Here is a 24572-nt window from a genome sequence, read left to right on the forward strand (position 1 = left end):
AAAAGGAAAGATAATGAGTAGCGTAGATATTCTCGTTCCCGACCTGCCTGAATCCGTTGCCGATGCCTCCGTGGCAACCTGGCACAAAAAACCAGGCGATGCCGTCACACGTGATGAAGTACTGGTAGAGATCGAAACTGACAAAGTGGTACTGGAAGTGCCTGCTTCCGCCGACGGCGTTTTGGAAGCCGTGCTGGAAGATGAAGGGGCAACCGTAACGTCTCGCCAGATTCTTGGTCGTTTAAAAGAAGGCAATAGCGGCGGGAAAGAGACCAGCGCTAAAGCTGACAGCAAAGAGTCTACGCCGGCTCAGCGTCAGACAGCTTCGCTGGAAGAAGAGAGCAACGATGCACTCAGCCCGGCTATTCGCCGCCTGATCGCTGAACACAACCTTGATGCCTCGCAAATCAAAGGCAGTGGAGTGGGTGGTCGTATTACTCGCGAAGATGTAGAAAAACATCTGGCGAAGAAACCAGAAGCCGCGAAAACCGCCGCGCCAGCCGCCGAAGCTGCACTGCAGCAGGCCGTGGCTAATCGCAGCGAAAAACGTGTACCGATGACACGTTTGCGTAAGCGTGTGGCTGAACGCCTTCTGGAAGCGAAGAACAGCACTGCGATGCTGACCACCTTCAATGAAGTGAACATGAAGCCGATTATGGATTTGCGCAAGCAATACGGCGAGGCGTTTGAAAAACGTCACGGCGTGCGCCTGGGCTTTATGTCTTTCTATATTAAAGCGGTGGTGGAAGCCCTGAAGCGTTATCCAGAAGTGAATGCTTCTATTGATGGCGAAGATGTGGTGTATCACAACTACTTCGATGTCAGCATTGCGGTATCTACGCCGCGTGGCCTGGTTACCCCGGTGCTGCGTGATGTTGATGCGTTAAGCATGGCCGACATCGAGAAGAAAATTAAAGAGCTGGCGGTGAAAGGCCGCGACGGTAAGCTGACCGTAGAGGATCTGACTGGCGGTAACTTCACCATTACTAATGGCGGCGTATTCGGCTCGCTGATGTCTACGCCGATCATCAACCCACCACAGAGCGCGATCCTTGGCATGCATGCTATTAAAGATCGTCCTATGGCGGTGAATGGTCAGGTTGTCGTGCTGCCAATGATGTATCTGGCGCTCTCCTATGATCATCGCCTGATCGATGGCCGCGAATCTGTTGGCTATCTGGTTGCGGTGAAAGAGATGCTGGAAGATCCTACGCGTCTGCTGCTGGACGTCTGATTTTTACCGGGCGCGTACGGCGCGCCCACCTTATTACTCTTTTCAGACCTGAATGGATAGAACATCATGAACTTACACGAATACCAGGCGAAACAGCTGTTTGCACGGTATGGCATGCCGGCACCAACGGGTTACGCCTGTACTACACCACGTGAAGCGGAAGAAGCCGCGTCTAAAATTGGCGCAGGTCCGTGGGTAGTTAAATGTCAGGTTCATGCCGGTGGCCGCGGTAAAGCGGGCGGTGTGAAAGTCGTTAACAGTAAAGAAGAGATTCGCGCGTTTGCGGAAAACTGGCTCGGCAAGCGTCTGGTAACCTACCAGACTGACGCTGATGGCCAACCGGTCAACCAGATCCTGGTTGAAGCCGCGACCGACATCGATCAAGAGCTGTATTTGGGTGCTGTTGTTGACCGTGCGACGCGTCGCGTTGTTTTCATGGCATCGACCGAAGGCGGCGTAGAAATTGAAAAAGTTGCGGAAGAAACCCCGCATCTGATCCACAAAATGGCGCTTGATCCGCTGACCGGACCGCAGCCGTATCAAGGCCGCGAGTTGGCTTTTAAGCTCGGCTTGACCGGCAAGCAAGTTAGCCAGTTCACCAAAATTTTCATGGGCCTGGCAACGATGTTCCTGGAGCGCGATCTGGCGCTGGTAGAGATCAATCCGCTGGTGATCACTAAGCAGGGCGATCTGGTGTGTCTGGATGGCAAACTGGGCGCTGATGGCAATGCGCTGTTCCGTCAACCGGAACTGCGCGAGATGCGTGACCCAAGCCAGGAAGATCCACGTGAAGCACACGCTACGCAGTGGGAACTGAACTACGTTGCGCTGGAAGGCAATATCGGCTGTATGGTTAACGGCGCAGGTTTGGCAATGGGCACCATGGATATTGTGAAACACCATGGCGGCCAGCCGGCTAACTTCCTTGACGTTGGCGGCGGCGCAACCAAAGAACGCGTTACCGAAGCCTTCAAAATCATCCTGTCTGATGATGCGGTTAAAGCCGTATTCGTTAACATCTTCGGCGGCATCGTGCGCTGTGACCTGATTGCCGACGGCATCATTGGCGCAGTCGCTGAAGTGGGTGTGAACGTGCCGGTAGTGGTACGTCTGGAAGGTAACAACGCCGAGCTGGGCGCGCAGAAACTGGCGGACAGCGGTCTGAATATCATTGCAGCAACCAGCCTGACAGACGCGGCACAGCGTGTTGTTGCTGCTGCGGAGGGTAAATAATGTCCATTTTGATCGACAAAAACACCAAAGTCATTTGCCAGGGATTCACCGGCGGACAGGGTACATTCCACTCTGAGCAGGCGCTGGCTTATGGTACGCAGCTGGTTGGCGGCGTCACGCCAGGTAAAGGCGGCACCACTCACCTTGGTCTGCCGGTGTTCAACACCGTACGTGAAGCCGTGGAAGCCACCGGCGCAACGGCTACGGTGATCTACGTTCCGGCACCGTTCTGCAAAGACGGTATCCTGGAAGCGATCGAAGCGGGCATCAAGCTGATTATTACGATCACTGAAGGTATCCCAACGCTGGATATGCTGACAGTGAAAGTGAAGCTGGATGAAGCGGGCGTACGTATGATTGGACCAAACTGTCCAGGTGTGATCACGCCAGGCGAATGTAAGATCGGTATTATGCCGGGCCACATTCATCAGCCAGGACGTGTGGGCATTGTTTCGCGTTCCGGTACGCTGACTTATGAAGCCGTTAAGCAGACAACGGATATTGGTTACGGCCAGTCAACGTGTGTCGGTATCGGTGGTGACCCGATTCCGGGTTCTAACTTTATTGACATCCTGAAACTGTTCCAGGACGATCCGCAAACTGAAGCGATCGTGATGATTGGTGAAATTGGTGGTAGCGCAGAAGAAGAAGCGGCTGCGTTCATCAAAGAACATGTCACCAAACCGGTTGTAGGATATATCGCTGGCGTGACTGCGCCAAAAGGTAAGCGTATGGGCCACGCTGGCGCCATCATTGCAGGCGGTAAAGGCACTGCGGATGAAAAATTTGCAGCCCTGGAAGCGGCTGGTGTGAAAACCGTTCGCAGCCTTGCCGATATTGGCGAAGCAGTGAAAGCCGTTCTGCCAGCAAAATAAGCTTTACGCTTTTTAATTTCAGGCCACCTTGTGTGGCCTTTTTTATGCGTGCCGGGTACCCAGCAGTTTAAGAGATACATTCTCGTGTCCAGCCAGGGAGAAGTGAGCGAAGTGTAAAGATGCCAGCGTAAGGGGAAAAGGGGGATGGTAAAATCCGACCCTGTGCCACTTCCCCTATACATGCGGGCAAACATTATATCTACCCGAAAAGCCCTCAGTAGGTATTTCCCTCTCACCTTCCTTTTATTTACGGCAGATGCCAACCTTTAGCACAAAAGTATCTGAGGTTAATAAAAAACGATAAAAGTAATAATCTTCCTTACAATCCTGGAAAATATTGACGCCTTATTAACAACCCAGCGAGCTGAACAGGTATAGAAAGTTATTACTTTAATTCAGATCAATTATTGACGATATATAACAAAGTTTATCGCTGGAAAAGCGCAACGTTAAAGGCTTAAATTGCGTTGCATCAATCCAGCCTTTTACAAAAACTTTCAAACGCTTGCGGAATATGGGATTTCATCAAATTTCTTTGATTATTTTGCATGTGTTTAAGCATCTGGCTTGTTTTGACGCTTTTTCAGGGTTTCAAAATCTCGTTATTCGCTCATATCGGGCAGCACTTTTACCTGTTCTGTCGGTAACAAACTGGAATCAATAATCAGTCGTTCCTGACTCTTATTTAGCGCGTCATATCGCTAAAGAGAGTGGATGTGAAGAGCAAGGAGTTAATATGCTAGATATCGTCGAGCTGTCTCGTTTACAGTTTGCTTTGACGGCAATGTACCACTTCCTGTTTGTCCCGTTAACGCTGGGTATGGCGTTTTTGCTGGCAATCATGGAAACGGTCTACGTCCTCAGCGGCAAACAAATCTATAAAGATATGACCAAATTCTGGGGCAAGTTGTTTGGCATCAACTTTGCGCTGGGGGTGGCTACCGGCCTGACCATGGAATTTCAGTTCGGTACGAACTGGTCCTATTATTCTCACTATGTCGGCGATATTTTTGGGGCGCCGCTGGCCATTGAAGGATTGATGGCGTTCTTCCTCGAATCCACTTTCGTTGGGCTTTTCTTCTTTGGCTGGGATCGTCTGGGCAAAGTGCAGCACCTGGCGGTGACCTGGCTGGTTGCGCTGGGGTCTAACATGTCTGCTTTATGGATTCTGGTCGCGAACGGCTGGATGCAGAACCCGATCGCCTCCGAATTTAACTTTGAGACCATGCGTATGGAGATGCTGAGCTTTTCCGAGCTGGTGTTGAATCCGGTTGCGCAGGTAAAATTTGTGCACACGGTAGCGGCGGGTTATACCACCGGGGCGATGTTCATTCTGGGTATTAGCGCCTGGTATCTGCTGAAAGGCCGTGACATGGCTTTCGCTAAACGGTCGTTTGCCATCGCGGCCAGTTTCGGTATGGCGGCGGTGCTCTCCGTCATCGTACTGGGTGACGAGTCTGGCTATGAAATGGGCGATGTGCAAAAAACTAAACTGGCGGCAATTGAAGCCGAGTGGGAAACCCAACCCGCACCTGCGGCTTTCACGCTGTTTGGCCTGCCAGAACAGGATTCGCAGAAAAATAAATATGCCATTCAGATTCCGTACCTGCTTGGCCTGATCGCGACACGCTCAGTCGATACGCCAGTAACCGGCCTGAAAGAGTTGATGGCGCAGCACGAAGTTCGTATACGCAACGGCATGAAAGCTTACGCTTTGTTGAATGAGTTGCGCAGCGGCAGTCAGGATCCAGCGGTGCGCGAAGCCTTTAATAACAGCAAACAGGATCTCGGCTACGGTTTGCTGCTGAAGCGTTATACCGCGAATGTGGCGAATGCGACCGAAGCACAAATCCAAAAAGCGATACAAGATTCCATTCCACGCGTTGCGCCACTTTACTTCTCTTTCCGCATCATGGTGCTGTGTGGCGTACTGCTGCTGGCTGTGATTGTGCTGTCGTTCTGGAGCGTGATTCGTAATCGCATCGGTAAGAGTCGCTGGCTGCTGAAAGCCGCGTTATATGGCATTCCGCTGCCCTGGATCGCGGTTGAGGCCGGTTGGTTTGTCGCAGAATATGGCCGTCAGCCGTGGGCGATTGGTGAAGTACTGCCAACAGCGGTCGCCAATTCATCATTGACCGTGGGCGACATCTTATTCTCCATGATTTTGATCTGTGGACTTTACACACTGTTCCTGGTGGCCGAGATGTATCTGATGTTCAAGTTTGCGCGCCTTGGCCCAAGCAGCCTGAAAACCGGGCGTTACCATCATGAACAGATCGCGGCAAGTACTCAGCCGGTGCGTGAATAAGGAGAACCCCTATGTTTGATTATGAAGTGCTGCGCTTTGTCTGGTGGCTGCTGATTGGCATTTTGCTGATTGGTTTTGCGATTGCCGACGGTTTTGACATGGGCGTTGGCATGCTAACGCGCCTGTTGGGCCACACCGATACCGAACGCCGCATTATGATTAATAGCATTGCGCCACATTGGGATGGGAACCAGGTTTGGCTGATCACCGCCGGCGGGGCGCTGTTTGCCGCCTGGCCAATGGTCTATGCCGCTGCGTTTTCAGGCTTTTATGTGGCGATGATTCTGGTGCTGGCTTCACTGTTCTTTCGCCCCATCGGTTTTGATTATCGTTCGAAGATTGAGGACATGCGCTGGCGCGGCATGTGGGACTGGGGCATTTTCATTGGTAGCTTCATTCCGCCATTAGTTATTGGTGTGGCGTTCGGTAACCTGCTGCAAGGCGTTCCGTTCCATGCAGATGAATATTTGCGTCTGTTTTACACGGGCAATTTCTTCCAGCTGCTTAATCCGTTTGGTCTGCTGGCTGGCGTAATTAGCGTGGCTATGATTCTGACCCAGGGCGCAACTTATCTACAGATGCGTACCACTGGCGAACTGCATTTACGCTCACGTACCGCTGCACAGATTGCCGCGCTGGTCATGCTGGTGTGCTTTGTGCTGGCAGGTTTGTGGGTGAAATACGGCATCGACGGGTATGTAGTAACCAGCGTCATCGATCATCACGCAGCCTCTAACCCGTTGGGTAAAACCGTCGTGCGTGAAGCCGGTGCGTGGATGACCAACTTCCAGAATATGCCCGTGCTGTGGCTGTTTCCGCTGCTGGGCGTGTTATTACCGCTGATGACCGTTGTTTGCTCGCGATGTGAGAAAAGTGCCTGGGCATTTATCTTCTCTTCGCTGACCCTGGCGTGTGTCATCATGACAGCAGGCATTGCGCTATTCCCGTTCATTATGCCTTCCAGCACAGTGCCGAATATTAGCCTGACCATGTGGGATGCAACGTCCAGCTCGCTGACGCTAACCGTTATGACCTTCGCTGCTATCATTTTTGTACCGATCATCCTCGCGTATACCGCCTGGTGTTACTACAAAATGTTTGGCCGTATCACCAAAGAACACATCGAGAGCAATACGCACTCGCTGTATTAATTAAGGAGACGATGCATGTGGTATTTTGCCTGGATTCTCGGCACGCTGCTGGCTTGTGCCTTTGGTATTGTCACCGCGCTGGCGATTGAACACGTTGAAGACAGCGCGGCTAAGGACGATCACGCCTGATGCGCCAGCTGATTCGGACGCAATATCGTCTGACAGATAAGGGCCCGCTACGGGCCCTTTCGCTGATTCTTTCTTTACTGCTGGCGGGATGCTTATTTTGGGATCCATCACGCTATGCGGCGCAATCTAGTAACATGGCGGTTTGGCAGGGCTTTTTGGGTATCTGGGCGGTATGTACGGGTGTTATTCACGGTGTGGGTTTCCGTCCCAGACAAATCCGCTGGCAGGCGCTGTTTTTACCATTACCGGCTTTGCTAATTTTGCTTGTTGGTATTTACTGGTTTTATTCCTGACTTTTCCTTTCAAAATCGGTGCTGACGGTGATTTTTTGTCAGTATTGGGTCAAGAAACCTTTCTGTCATCGTTCTGATTGTTACGGACTAATAATTATTTTCTCCTGGCTCTGGCCACCCATTCCAAACCCTAATTGTCTTGCGTATAGTAGCAACGTTTAAAATGAGGCCGGGATGTAGAGTGAGTACAACGCTGTTTCGCTGGCCGGTTCGGGTCTACTACGAAGACACTGATGCCGGTGGTGTGGTTTATCACGCCAGCTATATCGCTTTTTATGAACGAGCACGTACCGAGATGTTGCGACAGCACCATTTCAATCAACAAGCGCTGCTGGAACAGCAGGTTGCTTTTGTGGTACGGCGGATGACGGTGGACTATCTTTCGGCGGCACGTCTTGACGATCTTCTGGAAATTCAGAGTGAAGTGACGTCTATGACGCGTGCCACGATGACATTCTCCCAACGTATCGTGAATGCAGAAGGCAAGGTGCTCAATGAAGCAGAGGTCCTGATTGCCTGCATCAACCCACATCTAATGAAGCCGATTGCGCTTCCCAAGTCTATTGTCGCGGAGTTTAAGCAGTGACTGACATGAACATTCTTGATTTGTTCCTGAAGGCGAGCCTTCTGGTCAAACTTATCATGTTGATTTTGATCGGCTTTTCGATTGCCTCCTGGGCAATCATCATTCAGCGGACACGTATTTTGAACGCGGCGGGGCGCGAAGCAGAAGCGTTTGAAGACAAGTTTTGGTCCGGTATTGAACTGTCTCGCCTGTATCAGGAAAGCCAGGAACACCGTGAAGAACTGTCTGGTTCTGAGCAAATTTTCTATGCCGGTTTCAAAGAGTTTGCCCGCCTGCATCGTGTAAACAGCCACGCGCCCGAAGCTGTGGTGGAAGGCGCTGGTCGCGCCATGCGCATCTCCATGAACCGTGAGCTGGAAGCGCTGGAAAACCATATTCCTTTCCTGGGCACGGTAGGGTCAATCAGCCCCTATATCGGACTCTTCGGGACTGTCTGGGGCATTATGCATGCCTTTATCGCGTTAGGTGCGGTGAAACAGGCGACGTTGCAAATGGTTGCGCCCGGTATCGCAGAAGCATTGATCGCCACGGCAATCGGTCTGTTCGCCGCGATCCCAGCGGTTATGGCGTACAACCGCCTGAACCAGCGCGTAAATAAACTGGAGCAGGGCTATGACAACTTCATGGAAGAGTTCACGGCCATCCTGCATCGCCAGGCCTTCTCCAGCGAAAGCGCTAAGTAAATAGAGGTTAACGATGGCCAGAGTGCGTGGTCGCGGTCGCCGCGAACTGAAGTCGGAAATCAACATTGTTCCGCTGCTGGACGTCCTGCTGGTGCTGCTGCTGATTTTTATGGCGACGGCACCCATTATTACCCAGAGCGTGGAAGTGGACTTACCGGATGCAACGGATTCGAAAACCGCCTCCAGTGATGATAATCCGCCCGTGATTGTTGAAGTATCGGGCGTAGGTCAATACAGCCTGGTGGTGGATCACGATCGCATGGAGCAGTTGCCACCTGAGCAGGTAATTAGCGAAGCGCAGCGCCAGCTGCAAGCGAATCCAAAGACTGTCTTTTTGATTGGAGGGGCGAAAGAAGTGCCCTACGACGAAATCATCAAGGCGCTTAACCTGTTGCACCAGGCGGGTGTTAAATCTGTCGGTTTGATGACGCAGCCGATTTAAAGTCGAACCGTTTTTTGGGAACCGAGAGTGTCGAAGGCAACCGAGCAAAACGAGAAGTTAAAGCGCGCGATAATTGTATCGGTGATTCTGCATATTGTGCTGATTGCTTTGCTGATATGGAGCTCGTTTAACGAGCACATTGAAGCCAGCGGCGGCGGTGGCGGCAGCGATATTGATGCGGTGATGGTCGATCCCGGTGCGGTGGTGGAGCAGTATAACCGTCAGCAAAATCAGCAAAGCGACAGCAAACGTGCTGAACAACAGCGTAAAAAACAGGCACAGCAGCAAGCTGAAGAGCTTCAACAGAAGCAGGCCGCTGAGCAGCAGCGCCTGAAAGCGTTAGAAAAAGAGCGTTTGCAGGCGCAGGAAGCGGCGAAAGAACAAGCCAAACAGCAGGCCGAGCAACAGAAAGCCGCTGAAGCTGCGGCAAAGCAAGCGCAGGATCAGCAAAAAGCTGCCGAAGCCGCTGCGGCGAAAGCCAAAGCTGAGGCAAAAGCGCAGGCGGACGCCCAGGCTAAAGCTGCCGCCGAGGCAAAGCAGCAAGCAGAAGAGCAGGCGAAGCAGGCAGCGGCTGACGCTAAGAAACAGGCCGATCAGCAGGCCAAAGCTGCCGCCGCAGCGGCGGCAAAAGAAAAAGCCGCACAGGAAGCCAAAGCGGCTGCAGCTGCGAAAGCGAAGTCAGATGCCGAGGCCAAAGCGAAAGCGGCACAGGAAGCCAAAGAAAAAGCGGCTGAAGCCGCTAAAGAAAAAGCCGCCGCAGAAGCTAAAGCTAAGGCCGATGCAGCTGCCAAAGCCAAAGCTGATGCAGCCGCCAAAGCTAAAGCGGCTGCCGACGCGAAGAAAAAAGCGGCAGCGGCAGCGGCAAAAAATGACAGCGACGTTGATGATTTGTTAGGCGGCTTAGCTTCCGGTAAGAATGCACCGAAAAGTGGCACCTCAAATGGGGCGGCGGGGCAGGGAAATCAGAAGAAAGCCGGGGCGTCAGGCGCAGATGTCAACGCCTATTTAGGCCAAATCACCAGCGCAATTCAGAGCCGTTTCTATGATGCGGATCTGTATCGCGGAAAAAGCTGTGATTTACGTATTAAACTTGCGCCGGATGGCTTGTTGGTTGACGTTAAGGCAGAGGGCGGCGATCCCGCGTTGTGTCAGGCTGCAATAGCAGCCGCTAAGCAAGCCCATATTCCGAAACCGCCTTCACAGGCGGTGTATGAAGTGTTTAAAAATGCGCCAATGCGTTTTAGACCGGAATAATGCAGTAAGTTACGGCAGGTTGATCTAAGGTTAGCTTGCCGTATTTTAGTCGTACTCATGGTTTCCAGGAACAGTGCCAATTATCGTGGACTGAGGTTCAGATAAGGGAGAAAAAATGAAGCAAGTACTTCGCGTATCGTTAAGTTTTTTTTTATTACTGTGGGCAGCGATGCTGCATGCAGAAGTTCGCATTGAGATCACTCAAGGCGTCAATACTGCGCGTCCAATTGGCGTGGTTCCGTTTAAATGGACAGGTTCAGGCGCGGCCCCAGAGGACATTGGTGGCATCGTAGCCGCTGATTTGCGTAACAGCGGCAAATTCAACCCCCTCGATCGTTCACGACTGCCGCAGCAGCCAACCAGCGCGCAGGAAGTGCAGCCCGCTGCCTGGAGCGCCTTAGGTATTGATGCTGTGGTGGTAGGACAGGTTCAGTCTAACCCGGATGGCAGCTATCAAGTTTCTTATCAGCTGGTCGATACGGGTGCTGCGCCAGGGACCGTGCTATCGCAGAACTCCTATAAAGTGACTAAACAGTGGCTGCGTTATGCGGCACACACTGCCAGCGATGAAGCCTTTCAGAAACTGACCGGTATTAAAGGCGCTTTCCGTACCCGTATCGCTTACGTTGTACAGACTAACGGCGGCCAGTTCCCGTATGAGCTGCGGGTTGCTGATTACGATGGCTACAACCAGTTTGTGGTGCATCGTTCACCACAACCCTTGATGTCTCCGGCCTGGTCTCCTGACGGGAGCAAAGTCGCTTATGTGACCTTTGAAAGCGGCAAATCGGCGCTGGTGGTGCAGACATTATCTAACGGCGCAATCCGTCAGATTGCCTCTTATCCGCGTCACAACGGTGCGCCATCGTTCTCGCCAGATGGATCGAAACTGGCGTTCGCTTTGTCGAAAACCGGCAGTCTTAACCTCTACGTCATGGATTTAGGTTCTGGTCAGGTTCGTCAGGTAACGAATGGCCGTTACAACAGCACCGAGCCTACCTGGTTTCCGGACAGCCAGACGCTGGCGTATACCTCAGACCAGGCTGGTGCACCTCAAATCTATAAGATTGGCATCAATGGCGGCACACCGCAGCGTATTACCTGGGAAGGCGGTCAGAACCAGGATGCGGACGTCGCTACAGATGGCAAAACAATGGTGATGATCAGCACCAATGGTGGTGCTCAGCACGTCGCCAGACAGGATCTGGAAACGGGAGCCGTTCAAACGTTAACGGACTCGTTCCTGGATGAAACGCCGAGCCTTGCACCGAACGGCACAATGGTAATCTATAGCTCTACTCAGGGGATGGGTTCCGTGCTGCAGTTGGTTTCAACCGACGGACGTTTCAAAGCGCGTCTTCCGGCTACTGATGGACAGGTTAAATTCCCTGCCTGGTCGCCGTATCTGTAATGCCTGACAACACAGGCATTGCAAACAATAAACAATAACGGGATTTTAGAAATGCAACTGAACAAAGTGCTGAAAGGTTTAATGCTGGCTCTGCCGGTTTTGGCGGTAGCGGCTTGTAGCTCACACAAAAACAACAACAACGATCAAACTGGCATTGGCGACGCTGGCGATGGTGCTTACGGTGCTGGCGCGAACAGCGGTAACATGTCTTCTGACGAGCAAGCGCGTCTGCAAATGCAACAGCTGCAGCAGAACAACATTGTGTATTTCGGTCTGGATAAATATGACGTTCAGTCTGATTACGCTCAAATGTTGGATCAGCACGCTGCTTTCCTGCGTAGCAACCCATCTTACAAAGTGACCATTGAAGGTCATGCGGATGAGCGCGGCACGCCGGAATACAACATCGCTCTGGGCGAACGTCGCGCTAGCGCGGTGAAAATGTACCTGCAAGGTAAAGGCGTGTCTGCGGACCAGATGTCTATCGTTTCTTACGGTAAAGAGAAGCCAGCCGTTCTGGGTCATGACGAAGCTGCTTACGCTAAAAACCGTCGTGCAGTTCTGGTCTACTAAGAGAATCATATGATTAGTAACTTCAGACGTTATCTGTTGAGTCTGTCGTTACTGATTGGCGTAGCGGCCCCCTGGGCCGCTAATGCCCAGGCGTCAATCAGTAGCGTTGGGTCCGGCTCGGTCGAAGACCGTGTCACCACTCTTGAACGAATCTCGAATGCCCAGGCTCAGCTTCTGCAACAACTGCAGCAGCAAATGAGCGATAACCAAAGCGATATTGATTCGCTGCGTGGGCAAATCCAGCAAAATACCTACCAGCTAAACCAGGTTGTTGAGCGCCAGAAACAGATCTATCAACAGATCGACAGTCTGAGCAGCGGCAACAAGGGTGAACAGCAGGCAGCAGGCGATGCAAGTGCGGCAGCCAGCGCTGGTGGCGAAGCGGGCGCTGCGGCTTCCTCAGGGACGCCAGTACAAAGCGGTGACGCGAATAGCGACTACAATGCTGCGGTTGCGTTAATCCTTGAGAAGAAGCAGTACGATCAGGCGATTACCGCGCTACAGGCATGGGTAAAACGTTATCCTGATTCGACCTATCAGCCGAATGCCAATTACTGGCTGGGTCAGCTGTTTTATAACAAAGGGAAAAAGGACGACGCGGCGTATTATTACGCGACGGTGGTGAAAAATTATCCAAAATCACCTAAGGCGTCAGAAGCGTTGCTGAAAGTTGGCGTCATCATGCAGGAGAAAAACGACACGGCGAAAGCCAAAGCGGTGTTCCAGCAGGTGATCAAACTTTATCCGAACACTGACTCGGCTAAACAAGCCCAAAAACGTCTGTCCGGATTGTAATGTGTGCAGGCCAGGCCGGTTTTCGTTTGATTTCTGGTCTTGCCGCATGAAAGGTGAGCAATCAGATCCTTTAACAGAAAATAAGGGTTGTGCTGCCTCGGTAAATCAGTAATATATGCCGCCGTTGCCGGGACACAATGCAAGCGTGTCTGGCAAGCCTGAAGATGGGTCGTTAGCTCAGTTGGTAGAGCAGTTGACTTTTAATCAATTGGTCGCAGGTTCGAATCCTGCACGACCCACCATCTCCCGCCGGACTTGTTCCTCAAGAGACGCCTTCAGCATTGCTTCACAACCTTAGATGGGTCGTTAGCTCAGTTGGTAGAGCAGTTGACTTTTAATCAATTGGTCGCAGGTTCGAATCCTGCACGACCCACCATCTTATTCTCAAGCCCGCCAGGTTTGAAAGGTTGTCAGCACCCCAGCGGGTCGTTAGCTCAGTTGGTAGAGCAGTTGACTTTTAATCAATTGGTCGCAGGTTCGAATCCTGCACGACCCACCATTTCAGAGAAAAGCGCCTTCAGGCGCTTTTTTCGTTTCAGACGCACAGTACTTAACGTGCAGGATGAGACCTGTTGCAGGTTCGACTGAATCGCCGGGAGCGATTCAGACTAATGCGCAGCATCACCCGCAGGGCGAGGCCCCGGACGGGCCGAGGTATATCCTGCACGACCCACCAATTCAGAAAAAAGCGCCTTCAGGCGCTTTTTTCATTTCAGACGCACAGCGCGCATCCTGCACGATTTGCGCCTTCAGAAAACAGCGTTTTAAGTCACATAATATAAAAAGAAAAAGCGGGCAGGCCTGAAAAACAAAACGATAAATTGAGCTAACCATCCATGCCAGAAGGTGCATTTATCCAGCGAAGTTTTGGGTTAAGATAGACTTTTCCATATATGCATCACCGCATAACTGCGCCAGGGGCGCCATTGTTGCGAGCGTTCTTCTGCGGCACGCGGCGTTAGCCCACCAAGATTATTGCGAATCGCAATATCCTCCTTTGGAAAAGCATCAGGCCAGCGTAGCGCCCGCATCGCAATGTAATGCGCTGTCCATGGACCAATGCCCGGCAAGCTCACCAGCAGCCTCATCATTTCATCAGGCGATAGCGTCGCGTTAAAGCGCAGCGCACCTTCAGCGCAGGCGGTAGCAAAGGCCAGAATAGCGTTAGAACGCGCGCTGACAATGCCGAGCCTGGCAATATCATCGATCGTGGCTTCAGCGATATGTTGTGGATGGGCTGAATAGCGCGATAAGTCGGCGAAAGGCGTCAGACATGGCTCGCCAAAAGCCTGAGCGAAACGACTACTTAGTGTCGTTGCCGCCTTAACCGTAATTTGTTGACCCAGAATAGCGCGAACGCCCATCTCAAACCCGTCAAATGCGCCCGGTACGCGCAGGCCGGGAAAGGTATTAATACTGGAAGCTAATAAAGGATCCTGGCGAAGATGAGCTGCAATCAGCAATGGCTGGGCGTTCAGATCAAACAGGTCGCGCAGCCGACGTAAAAGAGCAGGCAATACCGGTATTAATGAGGTAGTAAACGTCACCTGTAACGCGTTTTTAGCGGGCAGATGTGAAACACTGATCCAGCCGCGATACTTACCCAGAGCGACAGTACGGCGATAAGTTTCTCCTTCAATCGCTTCCACTTCTTTCATTAACCGCATCTGTAAAAAATTCAGCATAGCCTGCCAGTCATAAGGTGGCCGATAGCTGAGACGCAGTTGCGCGGTATCGCCGGGATACGATTGGGTTGGTTGTGCAATTTCTTTGCGTAAGGCGCTCGGCGTCATGCGATAGCGTGCCTGAAAGACATCATTGAAGCGGCGTAGGCTGCTAAATCCACTGGCGTAAGCAACATCGATAACGGGCAGGCGAGTTTCAGTAAGCAACTGCTTGGCTAACAGCATGCGGCGCGTCTGTTTCAATTCCAGCGGTGATACTCCCAGCTCTTGCTGAACGATGCGTCTTAACTGACGTAAACTCAGGCCAAACTCGGCGGCAATTTCGTCCAGCCCTTCGTGCTCTTCCAGCAAACCTTCTTCTATACGCTGAACCAGGCGATCGGCTATCCGGTGAGGTTGATCGACTGGCGCGTTACCCGGCGCGAGTTCAGGACGGCAGCGTAAGCAGGGACGGAAATGCGCCTTTTCTGCGGCCTCGGCACTGGCAAAGAACAGACAATTTTTCTGCATGGGCGCTTTTACCGGGCAAACGGGCCGACAATAAATTCCGGTCGATGTCACGCCAACGTAAAAAACGCCGTCGAATCGCGTATCACGCGAGGTTAACGCCTGATAAGCGCTATCGGGATCGAGCATGAAAAATCTCCGCTAAATAAAGCGCCAGCCTATACCCGCAACACGTCACGAACTGGCTGTTTTCGGACAGCACACTAGTTTATCGCGATGACCGGAAACAGCCAGTTTGTCATGATAAAAGTGCGATAATGCGTGTCATCACATTGGCGGGAGATACACCATGTACTACTACAAATCTGTTGTCACGCCAGTTGGCGAACTGAAATTAGTTGCCAGCGATCTTGGCCTTGCGGCGATCTTATGGCAGAACGACAATCCGAAACGGGTGCGTCTGGCCCCCCTGGAACGCAACGACAGGCATCCGGTTTTATGTGAAGCAGAAAAACAGCTGCTGGAATATTTTGCCGGCGCTCGTCAGCAATTTACCCTGACGCTGGATTTCGCCGGCACCGAATTTCAGAAAAAAGTGTGGCAAGCGCTGGTGGCGATTCCATTCGGTGAAACAAGAAGCTATCGCCAGATTGCCGAGCAGATCGGCCACCCGACGGCGATGCGCGCGGTGGGTGCAGCAAACGGGAAAAACCCTCTTTCTATTGTTGCGCCTTGCCATCGGGTAATTGGTGCTAACGGCAAGCTGACCGGATTTGCAGGCGGGCTCGACGTAAAAGCATTTCTGTTGCAGCTTGAGACAACGCCAGATGTATAACGCCTCGCATCGTTAAAAAACATGCGCAAAAAAAGCACGACACTTGTACGCTTTTCCGCTATCGTGTTTAGCATATAAAACATGATGGCGAAGCGAACGCCATAAGTCGTTATAAATGACGACTTTTGTTAATTAGATAAAACGAGAGCGGTGTTATGAGTGTAATGTTCGATCCTGAAAGCGCCATTTATCCTTTTCCGCCAAAACCTGCCCGCTTAAGCGATAATGAAAAAGAATTTTATCGTGCAAAGATCAAAGAGTTACTCAAAGCGCGTAATGCGGTGATGGTGGCGCATTATTACACCGATCCCGACATTCAGGCGCTGGCAGAAGAAACTGGCGGGTGCGTTGCAGACTCACTGGAGATGGCGCGTTTTGGTAGCAGCCATCCGGCGACCACGTTGCTGGTCGCGGGTGTGCGTTTTATGGGCGAAACGGCAAAAATTCTCAGCCCGGAAAAAACCGTTTTGATGCCAACCTTACAGGCTGAATGTTCGCTCGATCTTGGCTGTCCGATTGAAGCGTTCAGCGCCTTTTGCGATGCGCATCCTGATCGTACCGTAGTGGTTTATGCCAATACCTCAGCGGCAGTTAAAGCGCGGGCCGACTGGGTTGTCACCTCAAGTATTGCGGTTGAGCTGATCGAACATCTCGACAGCCTTGGCAAAAAAATTATCTGGGCGCCGGATCGTCACCTGGGCCGCTACGTCACGCAAAAGTCCGGCGCAGATGTGCTGTGCTGGCAAGGCGCCTGTATCGTGCATGATGAATTTAAAACCCAGGCGCTTCAGCGGATGAAATGGCTTTATCCTGATGCGGCGGTATTGGTTCATCCAGAATCACCGCAGGCCATTGTTGATCTTGCTGATGCGGTGGGTTCTACCAGCCAGCTAATTCAGGCGGCTAAAACGTTGCCGCATCCCCAAATGATTGTGGCGACCGACCGCGGTATCTTCTACAAAATGCAGCAAGCCGTGCCAGAGAAAGAATTACTGGAAGCGCCAACCGCGGGTGAGGGTGCTACCTGCCGCAGCTGTGCGCATTGTCCGTGGATGGCGATGAACGGCTTAAAAGCGATAGCGGATGGGCTGGCATCCGGCGGGCAGGCGCATGAAATCCATGTTGATGCGGGATTACGGGAAGCGGCATTACTGCCCCTGAATCGCATGCTATCCTTTGCAGCGGAACTTAAACTTAATGTAAAAGGCAACGCCTGACGTACGCCTTTTACTGGTGCCTGTTATGGACTTCTTAAGCACACAAAATATTCTGGTGCACATACCTCTGGGTGCAGGCGGTTACGACTTGTCATGGATTGAAGCCATTGGCACCCTGGCTGGCCTGGTGTGTATCTGGCTTGCCAGCCTGGAAAAAGTCATTAACTATCCTTTCGGATTAATCAACGTCACGCTGTTTGCGGTGATCTTTTTTCAAATCCAGCTCTACGCCAGCCTGCTGCTACAGCTGTTCTTCTTCGTTGCCAACGTTTATGGCTGGTATGCCTGGAGTCGGCAGACGTCAGATAACCAGGCGGCATTGAAAATACGCTGGCTGCCGCTGCCTAAGGCGCTGATATGGGGTGCGGTCTGTGTCATCGCTATCGGTATGATGACGAAGTACATCGATCCGGTATTTGCCGTGCTGACGCGCGCAGCGGTAAGTCTGATGAACGGTTTAGGGCTGGAAGTGGCAATGCCGCAACTGCAGCCCGATGCCTTCCCGTTCTGGGATTCTTGCATGATGATTCTGTCGATTGTGGCAATGGTCCTGATGACGCGAAAATACGTTGAGAACTGGCTACTGTGGGTGATTATCAACGTGATTAGCGTGCTGATATTTGCCCGACAGGGGGTTTATGCGATGTCGCTGGAGTACATTATTCTGACGCTGATTGCTTTGAACGGTTCGCGAATGTGGATTAAAAGCGCGCGCGAGCATGGCTCACACGCGCTGTCAAATCAGTGAGAATGGCTATGTCCAGCGTGACGATGGTGATGCCCGGCGGCTGAATCATTATTCAGGCCCAGCTCGCAATCATGACCGGCGCACGGTTGATATTCCATCTGCACCGTAGCGTGGACAATCTGGTAGTGCTGGTGCAGGTAGTGATGAATACGCTGCAACAGCGCATCGTGGTCGTAGGGAGGGATGACCTGCACATGCAGCGTTAAGACGGGTTTCTCACCGACCTGCCACAAATGAACGTGGTGAACGTTGCGCACTTCAGGAAGGTTTAGCGTCAGGTCGCGCGCGAGTTTATTGGCATCCAGCGAACGTGGCGCGCCTTCCAGCAGTTCATGCAGGCTTTCACGCAGCAATGCCCACGCGCTGCGCAAGACCAGCAACGACACCACCAGAGATAATATCGGGTCGATCGGCATCCAGCCGGTCAGCATAATAACCACTGCGGCAACAATAGCACCAACCGAACCTAGTAAATCTCCCATTACGTGCAGCGCCGCGGCGCGAACGTTTAAATTTTTTTCTTCACTGCCGTGATGAAGCAACCAGAACGACAACATATTGGCAAATAACCCTGCGATAGCAGTGCCGAGCATTAAACCGCCGGCCACGGGCTGCGGTTGATAAAAACGCCGTATCGCTTCCCAAACGATTAACGCCGTAATCACTAACAGCGTAATGGCATTAACGAAGGCGGCCAGTGTGGTGAGGCGCAGAAGGCCAAAGGTGTGCCGCTCATTGGGTTTACGTTGTGAGAATTGCACCGCCAGCAGCGCCATTAACAGCGCGGCGGCATCCGTTAACATGTGTCCGGCATCAGCCAGCAGTGCCAGCGAGCCAGAAAGCCAGCCGCCGATAACTTCGGCGAGCATAAACACGGCGGTAACAGCAAAGGCCGCAGCAAGGCGCTTGCGATTGCTGTTCTGCCCGCTATGTGAGTGGGTATGAGCCATAAGAATCCAGTTTTTTCAGCAACCTGTTAGTTAATGATACCAGCAAATTCCATTCATCAGTCACGTCCTGATGCTGTTTTGCCCTTTCAGACAGTTGCTGGCTTAGCGTTACGCCTTCGCTTAACCCAATCAGCAGCCAGCTTCCTTTCATCCGGTGTGCAGCTTCTGCCAGCCGTGTCCAGTTGGCGGTTTCCTTCGCCGTTTTCATCTGTGCCAGGTCAGATTCTAACGTTTCACGTAGCGTGCGACTTAAGCGCAGCAGAAATTGCTCGTTCTGCTGTGCCAGCTACCACAGGTTATCATCCAGAGCCTGTAACAGATCATGCTATAACCGTTGCAGTAGCGCGGCTATGTCCCGCAGTAAAACCGGTTTAGTCAGCATCTGTTCATTCTCCTGCAACGTCACGCTAAGCCATTGCGAATTGGCTGAGCACAGTATGCGCAGCGGCTGACGGTTGCGTTGGCGATCACGACGACGCAGCAGGCGGAGCAACTGCATACCATTCGGACGTGGCATCATCTGGTCAATAAACAGCAAATCATACGGCTGTTGTGCGTCGGCCCGCAACAAAGCGCGCCCCTGTTCATAGCCATCCGCCTGAATAGCAAAACGTGCCAGCTGCTGCATCACCAGCAGATTAGCAGGATGATCATCAACGACAGCTACACGCAAATGTGGATAAAGCGGGAGTACATTTTCATCGCTTATTTCGGGCGTATCGCAAAGCATCAACGGCAGCGTAACGATGACCCGTGTCCCCGCGTCGGGCCGGGAGTTAATCCTGATTTCGCCCCCCATACGTGACACGATTTCACGACAGATGAAAAGCCCCAGCCCGCTCCCCTGAACCGATACGGATTGCCCGGATGGCGCCTGATACCACGGATCGAACAACTTTTGTTGCTCATCCAGTGGAATACCGCTGCCGCTGTCGCTTACCGTAAGAATGAGATGACTTTCAGCGGCCAGCGTCAGGAAAATCTCGCCGTGTCGAGAGAATTTCAGCGCATCCATCATCAGGTTATTCACCACTTGCTGTAAACGATCGGCATCAATCAATACCGTCTGCGGCAATGGCGTTAGCGCCTGAAAAGTTACTGTTGGCCCGTCCTGGCGCATCAGGGATGATAATAGTGCTGCAGCTGCGCCAGTCATTGTGCGAACGCCAGTTGATGTGGCGCAAGGGCAAAACTGTTACTCTCAATACGCGCATGATTCTGTAGATCATTTAATAATTTCATGAGTGAATGCGCGCTGCTGTGTAATAAAGCCAGACTGGCGCTCGGATGTTGCTGCTTTTCTAACTCCAGCAGGCCAATAATCGCCTGCATCGGCGTGCGTAGCTCATGACTGACGGTAGCTAAAAACTGGCTTTTCATTGTGTTAGCGCGCTCGGCCTGCTCACGCTGCTGACGTTCGCGGCGCTGCTGCCAGTAACGTCGGGCAAGCAACAGCAGCAAAACGATAATTGCCACGCCTGCACCTATCTGCACCATCAGGGGCAGCGAACGCATCGCCATCACGCTACCCGGCTGCGGTGGCATCGACCAGCGGTCACGCATCTGGCTTTGCGTATCGGCAGGGATTTTCTGCAGCGCGCGATCAAGCAACGAATGCAAAAGGGGCTGATTCGGCGCTACACCTAACGCTATCGGCCAGGCAATATCGCTGGCAGCAAAGGCAAGATGTATTCTGCTGTCGTTGCGGCTGGCAATACGCCAGCGCGCCGACAGCACGTTATCGACTAAAGCATCAATCTGTCCATGGGTCAGCGCGTCATACAAACGGGTGCGATCGGCAAAGGTTTGCGCCTGTAAATCGGCGGTCAGAAACTGCGAAGCCAAATCGACTTGTAATATGCCAATGCGTTTGTCGCGCAGATCGCTCCAGTGAACGAGCGGGGCGTGACTGGTGGTGTAAATTGCCCATAAGGCGCGCCAAACCGGCAGGCTGACGTTTGGCATCGCTGTGCCGGTCAATGGCTGCATCAGTTGCAGCATTACCTGATGTTGCGCCAGCATATTTGCCGCCTGCTGCGGATTATTCACCCAGCGTGGTGCAAAATGCAGGCCCGCGCTTTGTGCCACCGCTTTTAACAGGTCGATGCCGTAACCGCGCGCGGTACCGCTGCTGTCGCGATAACTCCACGGATAATTATCGCGTTCGGCAGCGTAATAAATGACGGGATGCGCGCTTATCCAGTGACAGCTCCGCTGTGCTAAGCATCAAGGTTTGTGTGTCCTGATAACGCGGTAATGGGGTGCGCCAGCGGCTTTGTAGTGAGCTCAACAATTCGGCTGGCAACTGACGTAAGCTCTGACTAAGCCAGCGTATAAGAGCCGGATCGCGGGCAAATGCGCGTAGGTTAAGCTGACCGGTTTCGATGACCGAAGCAATTTGATAAATCTGACCCTGCTGAAGCTGGCTGAGCAGAAAACCGGCACTGGTTTCATCCGCCACCACGTAATTGTTTTGCTGATTAAGCAGGGTATACAAGGCCTGGAGATCGCTGCTGTAGTTACGCCAGTGATGCGCAAGAGCCAGCGTACCCGAGCGTTGACTGGCTGATGGCGAGCTGGGCATTTTGACTGTTGAACATTACTGCACGCCGGTTTGGTTGATTACGATAAATACGTAGCGGACTGTTAAACCAGCTATCGCTATTCAAAGTATCAGGCGGCACCCAGTGCTTGCGCACTGCGCACATAGTGGCTGGTTTGCTGACCAGAATAGATGAGTACCGGGCAATCCGGCAGACGTACCTTTAAACGGTGCAGAATTTCCAGCCCGTCCTCATCCGGCAGACCTATATCCAGCACAATAATGTCGAGGGGATGCAGTAATAGCGGACGTGCGGCTTTTTCACTGCTGGCGGCTAATAAACGGATAGGATGGGAGCATTATTCAACGCAGCTTCCGGCGCCACTCCTACCAGAGGATGATCGTCAATCAGAAGTAAAGAAGCCATGAGAAAGTCCCTGTTAATTTCACAGGTTCAGCATAGCGGAAGAAATGAGGAGATAATATAAAGGAGAGCCTTTGCTCTCCTTTAATAAACGCTTACTGTGTGGTGCCGTCGGTTTTGGTATTAACCTCGCCGCCACCTTTTTTAGTCTCAACTTTTTTGTTGATATTGGGACATTTGCCGTCTTTGCACTGGCTATTCTGGTCTATTTCATCAGCGGACATATTCTTGCCGCTGCTACCGCCTGTGGCCGCAGAATGACTATTCACACCAGAATTGTTGATTTTACTGTTATCAACCTTGTTTGGTGGCAGATTTTCTTTTGCACCACCTGCCGCTGCGCCAGCGTCAGCAGCCTGATTTGCGGTACCGTTGTTGCTGCTGCTGTCTGCCGCCATTGCCGCACCGCTGCCCAGGGTCATCGCTGCCGTCAAAAAGATAATTGCAAACTTATTCATCATTATGCTCCTGTTAATTAATGACAGTTGCTTGTCTCATATCCAGTAGTGCAGATTGAGAAGAAAAGTCGCTCGGGCGAAATATAATTCCGCCGTTTGGCTTAACAGCAAATATTAATTGTGCAAGCAGCCAGTTCCTCAGTGCTTACAGGTAAAAAGCTTAGTTGATAAGCTGATAAATACAAATTTCATGCGCACATTTTAAACCGATTGGGAATTTACACCCCCAGCACAACGGGCTACATTGTTCGGGTTGTGCCCGGCGCGCGCTGGGCCAGAAATAATATGGAATCAGTATGAATTACCAGAACGATGATTTACGCATCAAAGAAATTAAAGAGCTGTTACCCCCTGTTGCGCTGCTTGAAAAATTCCCCGCGAGCGATAACGCCGCTCAGACCGTGTCTCAGGCACGTCAGGCGATTCACCGGATCCTGCAAGGCCAGGATGATCGCCTGCTGGTGGTGATTGGCCCATGCTCAATTCACGACACCGAAGCCGCAAAAGAGTACGCCACCCGCCTGCTGACGTTGCGCAATGAGCTGCAAGGCGAGCTGGAAGTGGTAATGCGAGTTTATTTTGAAAAACCGCGTACCACGGTAGGCTGGAAAGGGCTAATTAATGACCCGTATATGGACGGCAGCTTTCAACTCAATGATGGCCTGCGTATGGCGCGGAAGCTGCTGCTGGACATCAATGACAGCGGTTTGCCGGCGGCGGGTGAATTCCTTGATATGATCACGCCCCAATATGTCGCTGATCTGATGAGTTGGGGCGCGATTGGCGCGCGTACCACTGAGTCACAGGTTCACCGCGAACTGGCTTCAGGGCTGTCTTGCCCGGTTGGTTTCAAGAACGGGACCGATGGCACTATCAAAGTAGCAATCGACGCCATTAACGCCGCAGGTTCTCCTCACTGTTTCCTGTCGGTGACCAAATATGGCCATTCCGCCATTGTTGAAACCAGCGGCAATGGCGACTGCCATATTATTTTGCGTGGCGGTAAAGAGCCAAATTACAGCACAGACCATGTTCGCGCAGTTAAAGCGGGGCTGGAAAAAGCCGGTTTGCCGCAGCAGGTCATGATCGATTTTAGCCACGCTAACAGCAGCAAGCAGTATCAAAAGCAGATGCTGGTGGCGGAGGATGTGTCGCAGCAGATTATCGCGGGCGAGAAGGGCATTATTGGCGTGATGATTGAAAGTCATCTGGTGGAAGGTAACCAGAGCCTGGAAAACGGTGAGCCGCTGATCTACGGCAAAAGCGTGACCGACGCCTGCATTGGTTGGGATGACACCGATAAAGTGCTGCGCCAGTTAGCAGCCGCGGTAAAACAGCGCCGCGGTTAACGCTTCGCAGCGCTAAGACTAAAAAAGGCCAGACTCGCGTCTGGCCTTTTGCATTGCAGCGTTAGCTTATTTTGCTTTACCCTGGTTTGCCACGGCGGCTGCTTTCGCAGCGATTTCGTCAGCATCGCCCAGATAGTAATGCTTCAGCGGTTTGAAGTTTTCATCGAACTCATACACCAATGGCACGCCAGTTGGGATGTTCAGTTCCAGGATCGCTTCTTCGCTCATGTTATCAAGATATTTTACCAGGGCACGCAGTGAGTTACCGTGTGCAGCGATAATCACTTTCTCACCGCTTTTCAGGCGCGGCAGAATGCTTTCGTTCCAGTAAGGAATAACGCGATCGATAGTCAGCGCTAGGCTTTCGGTGGTTGGCAGCTGTTCAGCGGTCAAAGAGGCGTAACGCGGATCGTGTCCTGGGAAGCGCTCATCGCTGCGATCCAGCTCTGGCGGGGTCACTGCGAAGCCGCGACGCCATTGTTTAACCTGCTCGTCACCATATTTCGCAGCGGTCTCGGCTTTATCCAGACCCTGCAGCGCACCGTAGTGACGCTCATTCAGGCGCCAGGATTTTTCAACCGGCAGCCAGGCCTGATCCAGCTCATCAAGAACATTCCACAGCGTATGGATAGCGCGTTTCAGCACAGAGGTGTAAGCGAAATCAAAGACGAAACCTTCTTTCTTCAGCAGCTGACCGGCTGCTTTGGCTTCAGTGCGACCTTTGTCAGAAAGATCGACATCGTACCATCCGGTAAAGCGGTTTTCGTTGTTCCACTGGCTTTCGCCGTGTCGCACCAGAACCAGCTTAGTTACGGCCATAGCTTAACTCCTTAATACTTAATGTTTCTATGATAATGGAAACCTGCTGCTGCCAGCCCGACGAGCGGCGCATTGATAACGCCATACCATAACGGAAAACAGCGCACCGCGTAAGCCTGTGTGTTACGCAC

Annotated in this window: 22 protein-coding genes, 3 tRNA genes and 2 pseudogenes; 21 read left to right on the forward strand and 6 right to left on the reverse strand. The window is 52.2% G+C overall.

Annotated features, from left to right (window positions below):
• Positions 1 to 13 precede the first annotated feature (13 nt).
• The 17 genes from odhB to QRY16_RS07735 all read left to right on the forward strand — a co-directional run bounded on the left by odhB (position 14) and on the right by QRY16_RS07735 (position 13466).
• Positions 14 to 1234, forward strand: coding sequence for a 2-oxoglutarate dehydrogenase complex dihydrolipoyllysine-residue succinyltransferase (gene odhB, locus QRY16_RS07655; RefSeq protein WP_289776178.1), 1221 nt, complete (start codon positions 14 to 16; stop codon positions 1232 to 1234).
• A 66-nt stretch (positions 1235 to 1300) separates the two neighbouring features.
• Positions 1301 to 2467, forward strand: coding sequence for an ADP-forming succinate--CoA ligase subunit beta (gene sucC, locus QRY16_RS07660; protein ID WP_289776179.1), 1167 nt, complete (start codon positions 1301 to 1303; stop codon positions 2465 to 2467).
• Entirely contained in the window at positions 2467 to 3342 is an 876-nt protein-coding gene (gene sucD / locus QRY16_RS07665) for a succinate--CoA ligase subunit alpha (protein WP_193405091.1), read from the forward strand. Before sucC ends, sucD begins: the two co-directional genes overlap by 1 nt.
• Positions 3343 to 4078: 736 nt before the next feature.
• On the forward strand, positions 4079 to 5650 hold the full coding sequence (gene cydA, locus QRY16_RS07670; protein ID WP_289776180.1) for a cytochrome ubiquinol oxidase subunit I: 1572 nt from the start codon (positions 4079 to 4081) through the stop codon (positions 5648 to 5650).
• Positions 5651 to 5661: 11 nt separating this feature from the next.
• Entirely contained in the window at positions 5662 to 6801 is a 1140-nt protein-coding gene (cydB, locus tag QRY16_RS07675; protein ID WP_289776181.1) for a cytochrome d ubiquinol oxidase subunit II, read from the forward strand.
• 15 nt (positions 6802 to 6816) lie between these two features.
• The gene (gene cydX / locus QRY16_RS07680; protein ID WP_193405094.1) at positions 6817 to 6930 is read left to right on the forward strand and encodes a cytochrome bd-I oxidase subunit CydX; all 114 of its coding nucleotides are present in this window, start codon (positions 6817 to 6819) and stop codon (positions 6928 to 6930) included.
• The gene (ybgE, locus tag QRY16_RS07685; protein WP_289776182.1) at positions 6930 to 7223 is read left to right on the forward strand and encodes a cyd operon protein YbgE; all 294 of its coding nucleotides are present in this window, start codon (positions 6930 to 6932) and stop codon (positions 7221 to 7223) included. Before cydX ends, ybgE begins: the two co-directional genes overlap by 1 nt.
• Before the next feature lie 181 nt (positions 7224 to 7404).
• Positions 7405 to 7809, forward strand: a complete 405-nt coding sequence (ybgC, locus tag QRY16_RS07690) for a tol-pal system-associated acyl-CoA thioesterase (protein WP_006118464.1) — start codon at positions 7405 to 7407, stop codon at positions 7807 to 7809.
• Entirely contained in the window at positions 7806 to 8492 is a 687-nt protein-coding gene (tolQ, locus tag QRY16_RS07695) for a Tol-Pal system protein TolQ (RefSeq protein WP_193405096.1), read from the forward strand. The genes ybgC and tolQ overlap by 4 nt, the downstream gene beginning before the upstream one ends.
• 13 nt (positions 8493 to 8505) lie before the next feature.
• Positions 8506 to 8934, forward strand: a complete 429-nt coding sequence (gene tolR, locus QRY16_RS07700) for a colicin uptake protein TolR (protein WP_289776183.1) — start codon at positions 8506 to 8508, stop codon at positions 8932 to 8934.
• A 27-nt stretch (positions 8935 to 8961) separates the two neighbouring features.
• A complete protein-coding gene (tolA, locus tag QRY16_RS07705) occupies positions 8962 to 10188 on the forward strand; it encodes a cell envelope integrity protein TolA (RefSeq protein WP_193405098.1) in 1227 nt (408 codons plus the stop codon).
• Between the two features lie 115 nt (positions 10189 to 10303).
• Positions 10304 to 11599, forward strand: coding sequence for a Tol-Pal system beta propeller repeat protein TolB (tolB, locus tag QRY16_RS07710; RefSeq protein WP_193405099.1), 1296 nt, complete (start codon positions 10304 to 10306; stop codon positions 11597 to 11599).
• Positions 11600 to 11650: 51 nt separating this feature from the next.
• Positions 11651 to 12172, forward strand: a complete 522-nt coding sequence (gene pal / locus QRY16_RS07715; RefSeq protein WP_289776184.1) for a peptidoglycan-associated lipoprotein Pal — start codon at positions 11651 to 11653, stop codon at positions 12170 to 12172.
• 9 nt (positions 12173 to 12181) lie between these two features.
• A complete protein-coding gene (cpoB, locus tag QRY16_RS07720) occupies positions 12182 to 12967 on the forward strand; it encodes a cell division protein CpoB (protein ID WP_193405101.1) in 786 nt (261 codons plus the stop codon).
• Between the two features lie 166 nt (positions 12968 to 13133).
• Positions 13134 to 13209, forward strand: a tRNA-Lys gene (locus QRY16_RS07725).
• Between the two features lie 58 nt (positions 13210 to 13267).
• Positions 13268 to 13343 (forward strand) — tRNA-Lys (locus QRY16_RS07730).
• A 47-nt stretch (positions 13344 to 13390) separates the two neighbouring features.
• Positions 13391 to 13466, forward strand: a tRNA-Lys gene (locus tag QRY16_RS07735).
• Between the two features lie 373 nt (positions 13467 to 13839).
• Here QRY16_RS07735 and QRY16_RS07740 read toward each other — a convergent pair.
• Positions 13840 to 15288: an AlkA N-terminal domain-containing protein gene (locus tag QRY16_RS07740; protein ID WP_289776185.1), complete on the reverse strand. Its 1449-nt coding sequence runs from the start codon at positions 15286 to 15288 to the stop codon at positions 13840 to 13842.
• A gap of 160 nt (positions 15289 to 15448) precedes the next feature.
• Here QRY16_RS07740 and QRY16_RS07745 point away from each other — a divergent pair, with 160 nt between their 5' ends.
• From QRY16_RS07745 to pnuC, 3 genes are all read left to right on the forward strand, one after another.
• Entirely contained in the window at positions 15449 to 15934 is a 486-nt protein-coding gene (locus QRY16_RS07745; protein WP_289776186.1) for a methylated-DNA--[protein]-cysteine S-methyltransferase, read from the forward strand.
• A 155-nt stretch (positions 15935 to 16089) separates the two neighbouring features.
• Positions 16090 to 17151 carry a quinolinate synthase NadA gene (nadA, locus tag QRY16_RS07750; protein WP_193403481.1) on the forward strand — a complete coding sequence of 354 codons (1062 nt, stop codon included), beginning with the start codon at positions 16090 to 16092 and terminating at the stop codon, positions 17149 to 17151.
• Between the two features lie 25 nt (positions 17152 to 17176).
• Positions 17177 to 17899: a nicotinamide riboside transporter PnuC gene (pnuC, locus tag QRY16_RS07755; protein WP_193403479.1), complete on the forward strand. Its 723-nt coding sequence runs from the start codon at positions 17177 to 17179 to the stop codon at positions 17897 to 17899.
• On the opposite strand, the gene zitB is transcribed toward pnuC, so the two are convergent.
• The 4 genes and pseudogenes from zitB to QRY16_RS07775 form a co-directional block, all read right to left on the reverse strand.
• A complete protein-coding gene (gene zitB / locus QRY16_RS07760; protein WP_289776187.1) occupies positions 17893 to 18849 on the reverse strand; it encodes a CDF family zinc transporter ZitB in 957 nt (318 codons plus the stop codon). The genes pnuC and zitB overlap by 7 nt on opposite strands.
• Positions 18827 to 21533: pseudogene (locus QRY16_RS07765) on the reverse strand (ATP-binding protein); the annotation flags it as partial. The pseudogene QRY16_RS07765 and the gene zitB, both read right to left, overlap by 23 nt.
• Positions 21526 to 21818 (reverse strand): annotated as a pseudogene (locus tag QRY16_RS07770) (response regulator); the annotation flags it as partial. The pseudogenes QRY16_RS07770 and QRY16_RS07765, both read right to left, overlap by 8 nt.
• Positions 21819 to 21910: 92 nt before the next feature.
• Positions 21911 to 22276, reverse strand: coding sequence for a YbgS-like family protein (locus tag QRY16_RS07775; protein WP_193403476.1), 366 nt, complete (start codon positions 22274 to 22276; stop codon positions 21911 to 21913).
• Positions 22277 to 22569: 293 nt separating this feature from the next.
• Between QRY16_RS07775 and aroG the strand changes: the two genes are divergently transcribed.
• Positions 22570 to 23622: a 3-deoxy-7-phosphoheptulonate synthase AroG gene (gene aroG, locus QRY16_RS07780; protein WP_193403472.1), complete on the forward strand. Its 1053-nt coding sequence runs from the start codon at positions 22570 to 22572 to the stop codon at positions 23620 to 23622.
• 66 nt (positions 23623 to 23688) lie between these two features.
• Here the strand turns inward: aroG and gpmA are convergent, their stop codons facing one another.
• Positions 23689 to 24441 carry a 2,3-diphosphoglycerate-dependent phosphoglycerate mutase gene (gpmA, locus tag QRY16_RS07785; protein WP_193403471.1) on the reverse strand — a complete coding sequence of 251 codons (753 nt, stop codon included), beginning with the start codon at positions 24439 to 24441 and terminating at the stop codon, positions 23689 to 23691.
• Between the last annotated feature and the right edge of the window lie 131 nt (positions 24442 to 24572).

This window comes from Mixta mediterraneensis, assembly GCF_030283135.1.
GTDB lineage: Bacteria > Pseudomonadota > Gammaproteobacteria > Enterobacterales > Enterobacteriaceae > Pantoea > Pantoea mediterraneensis.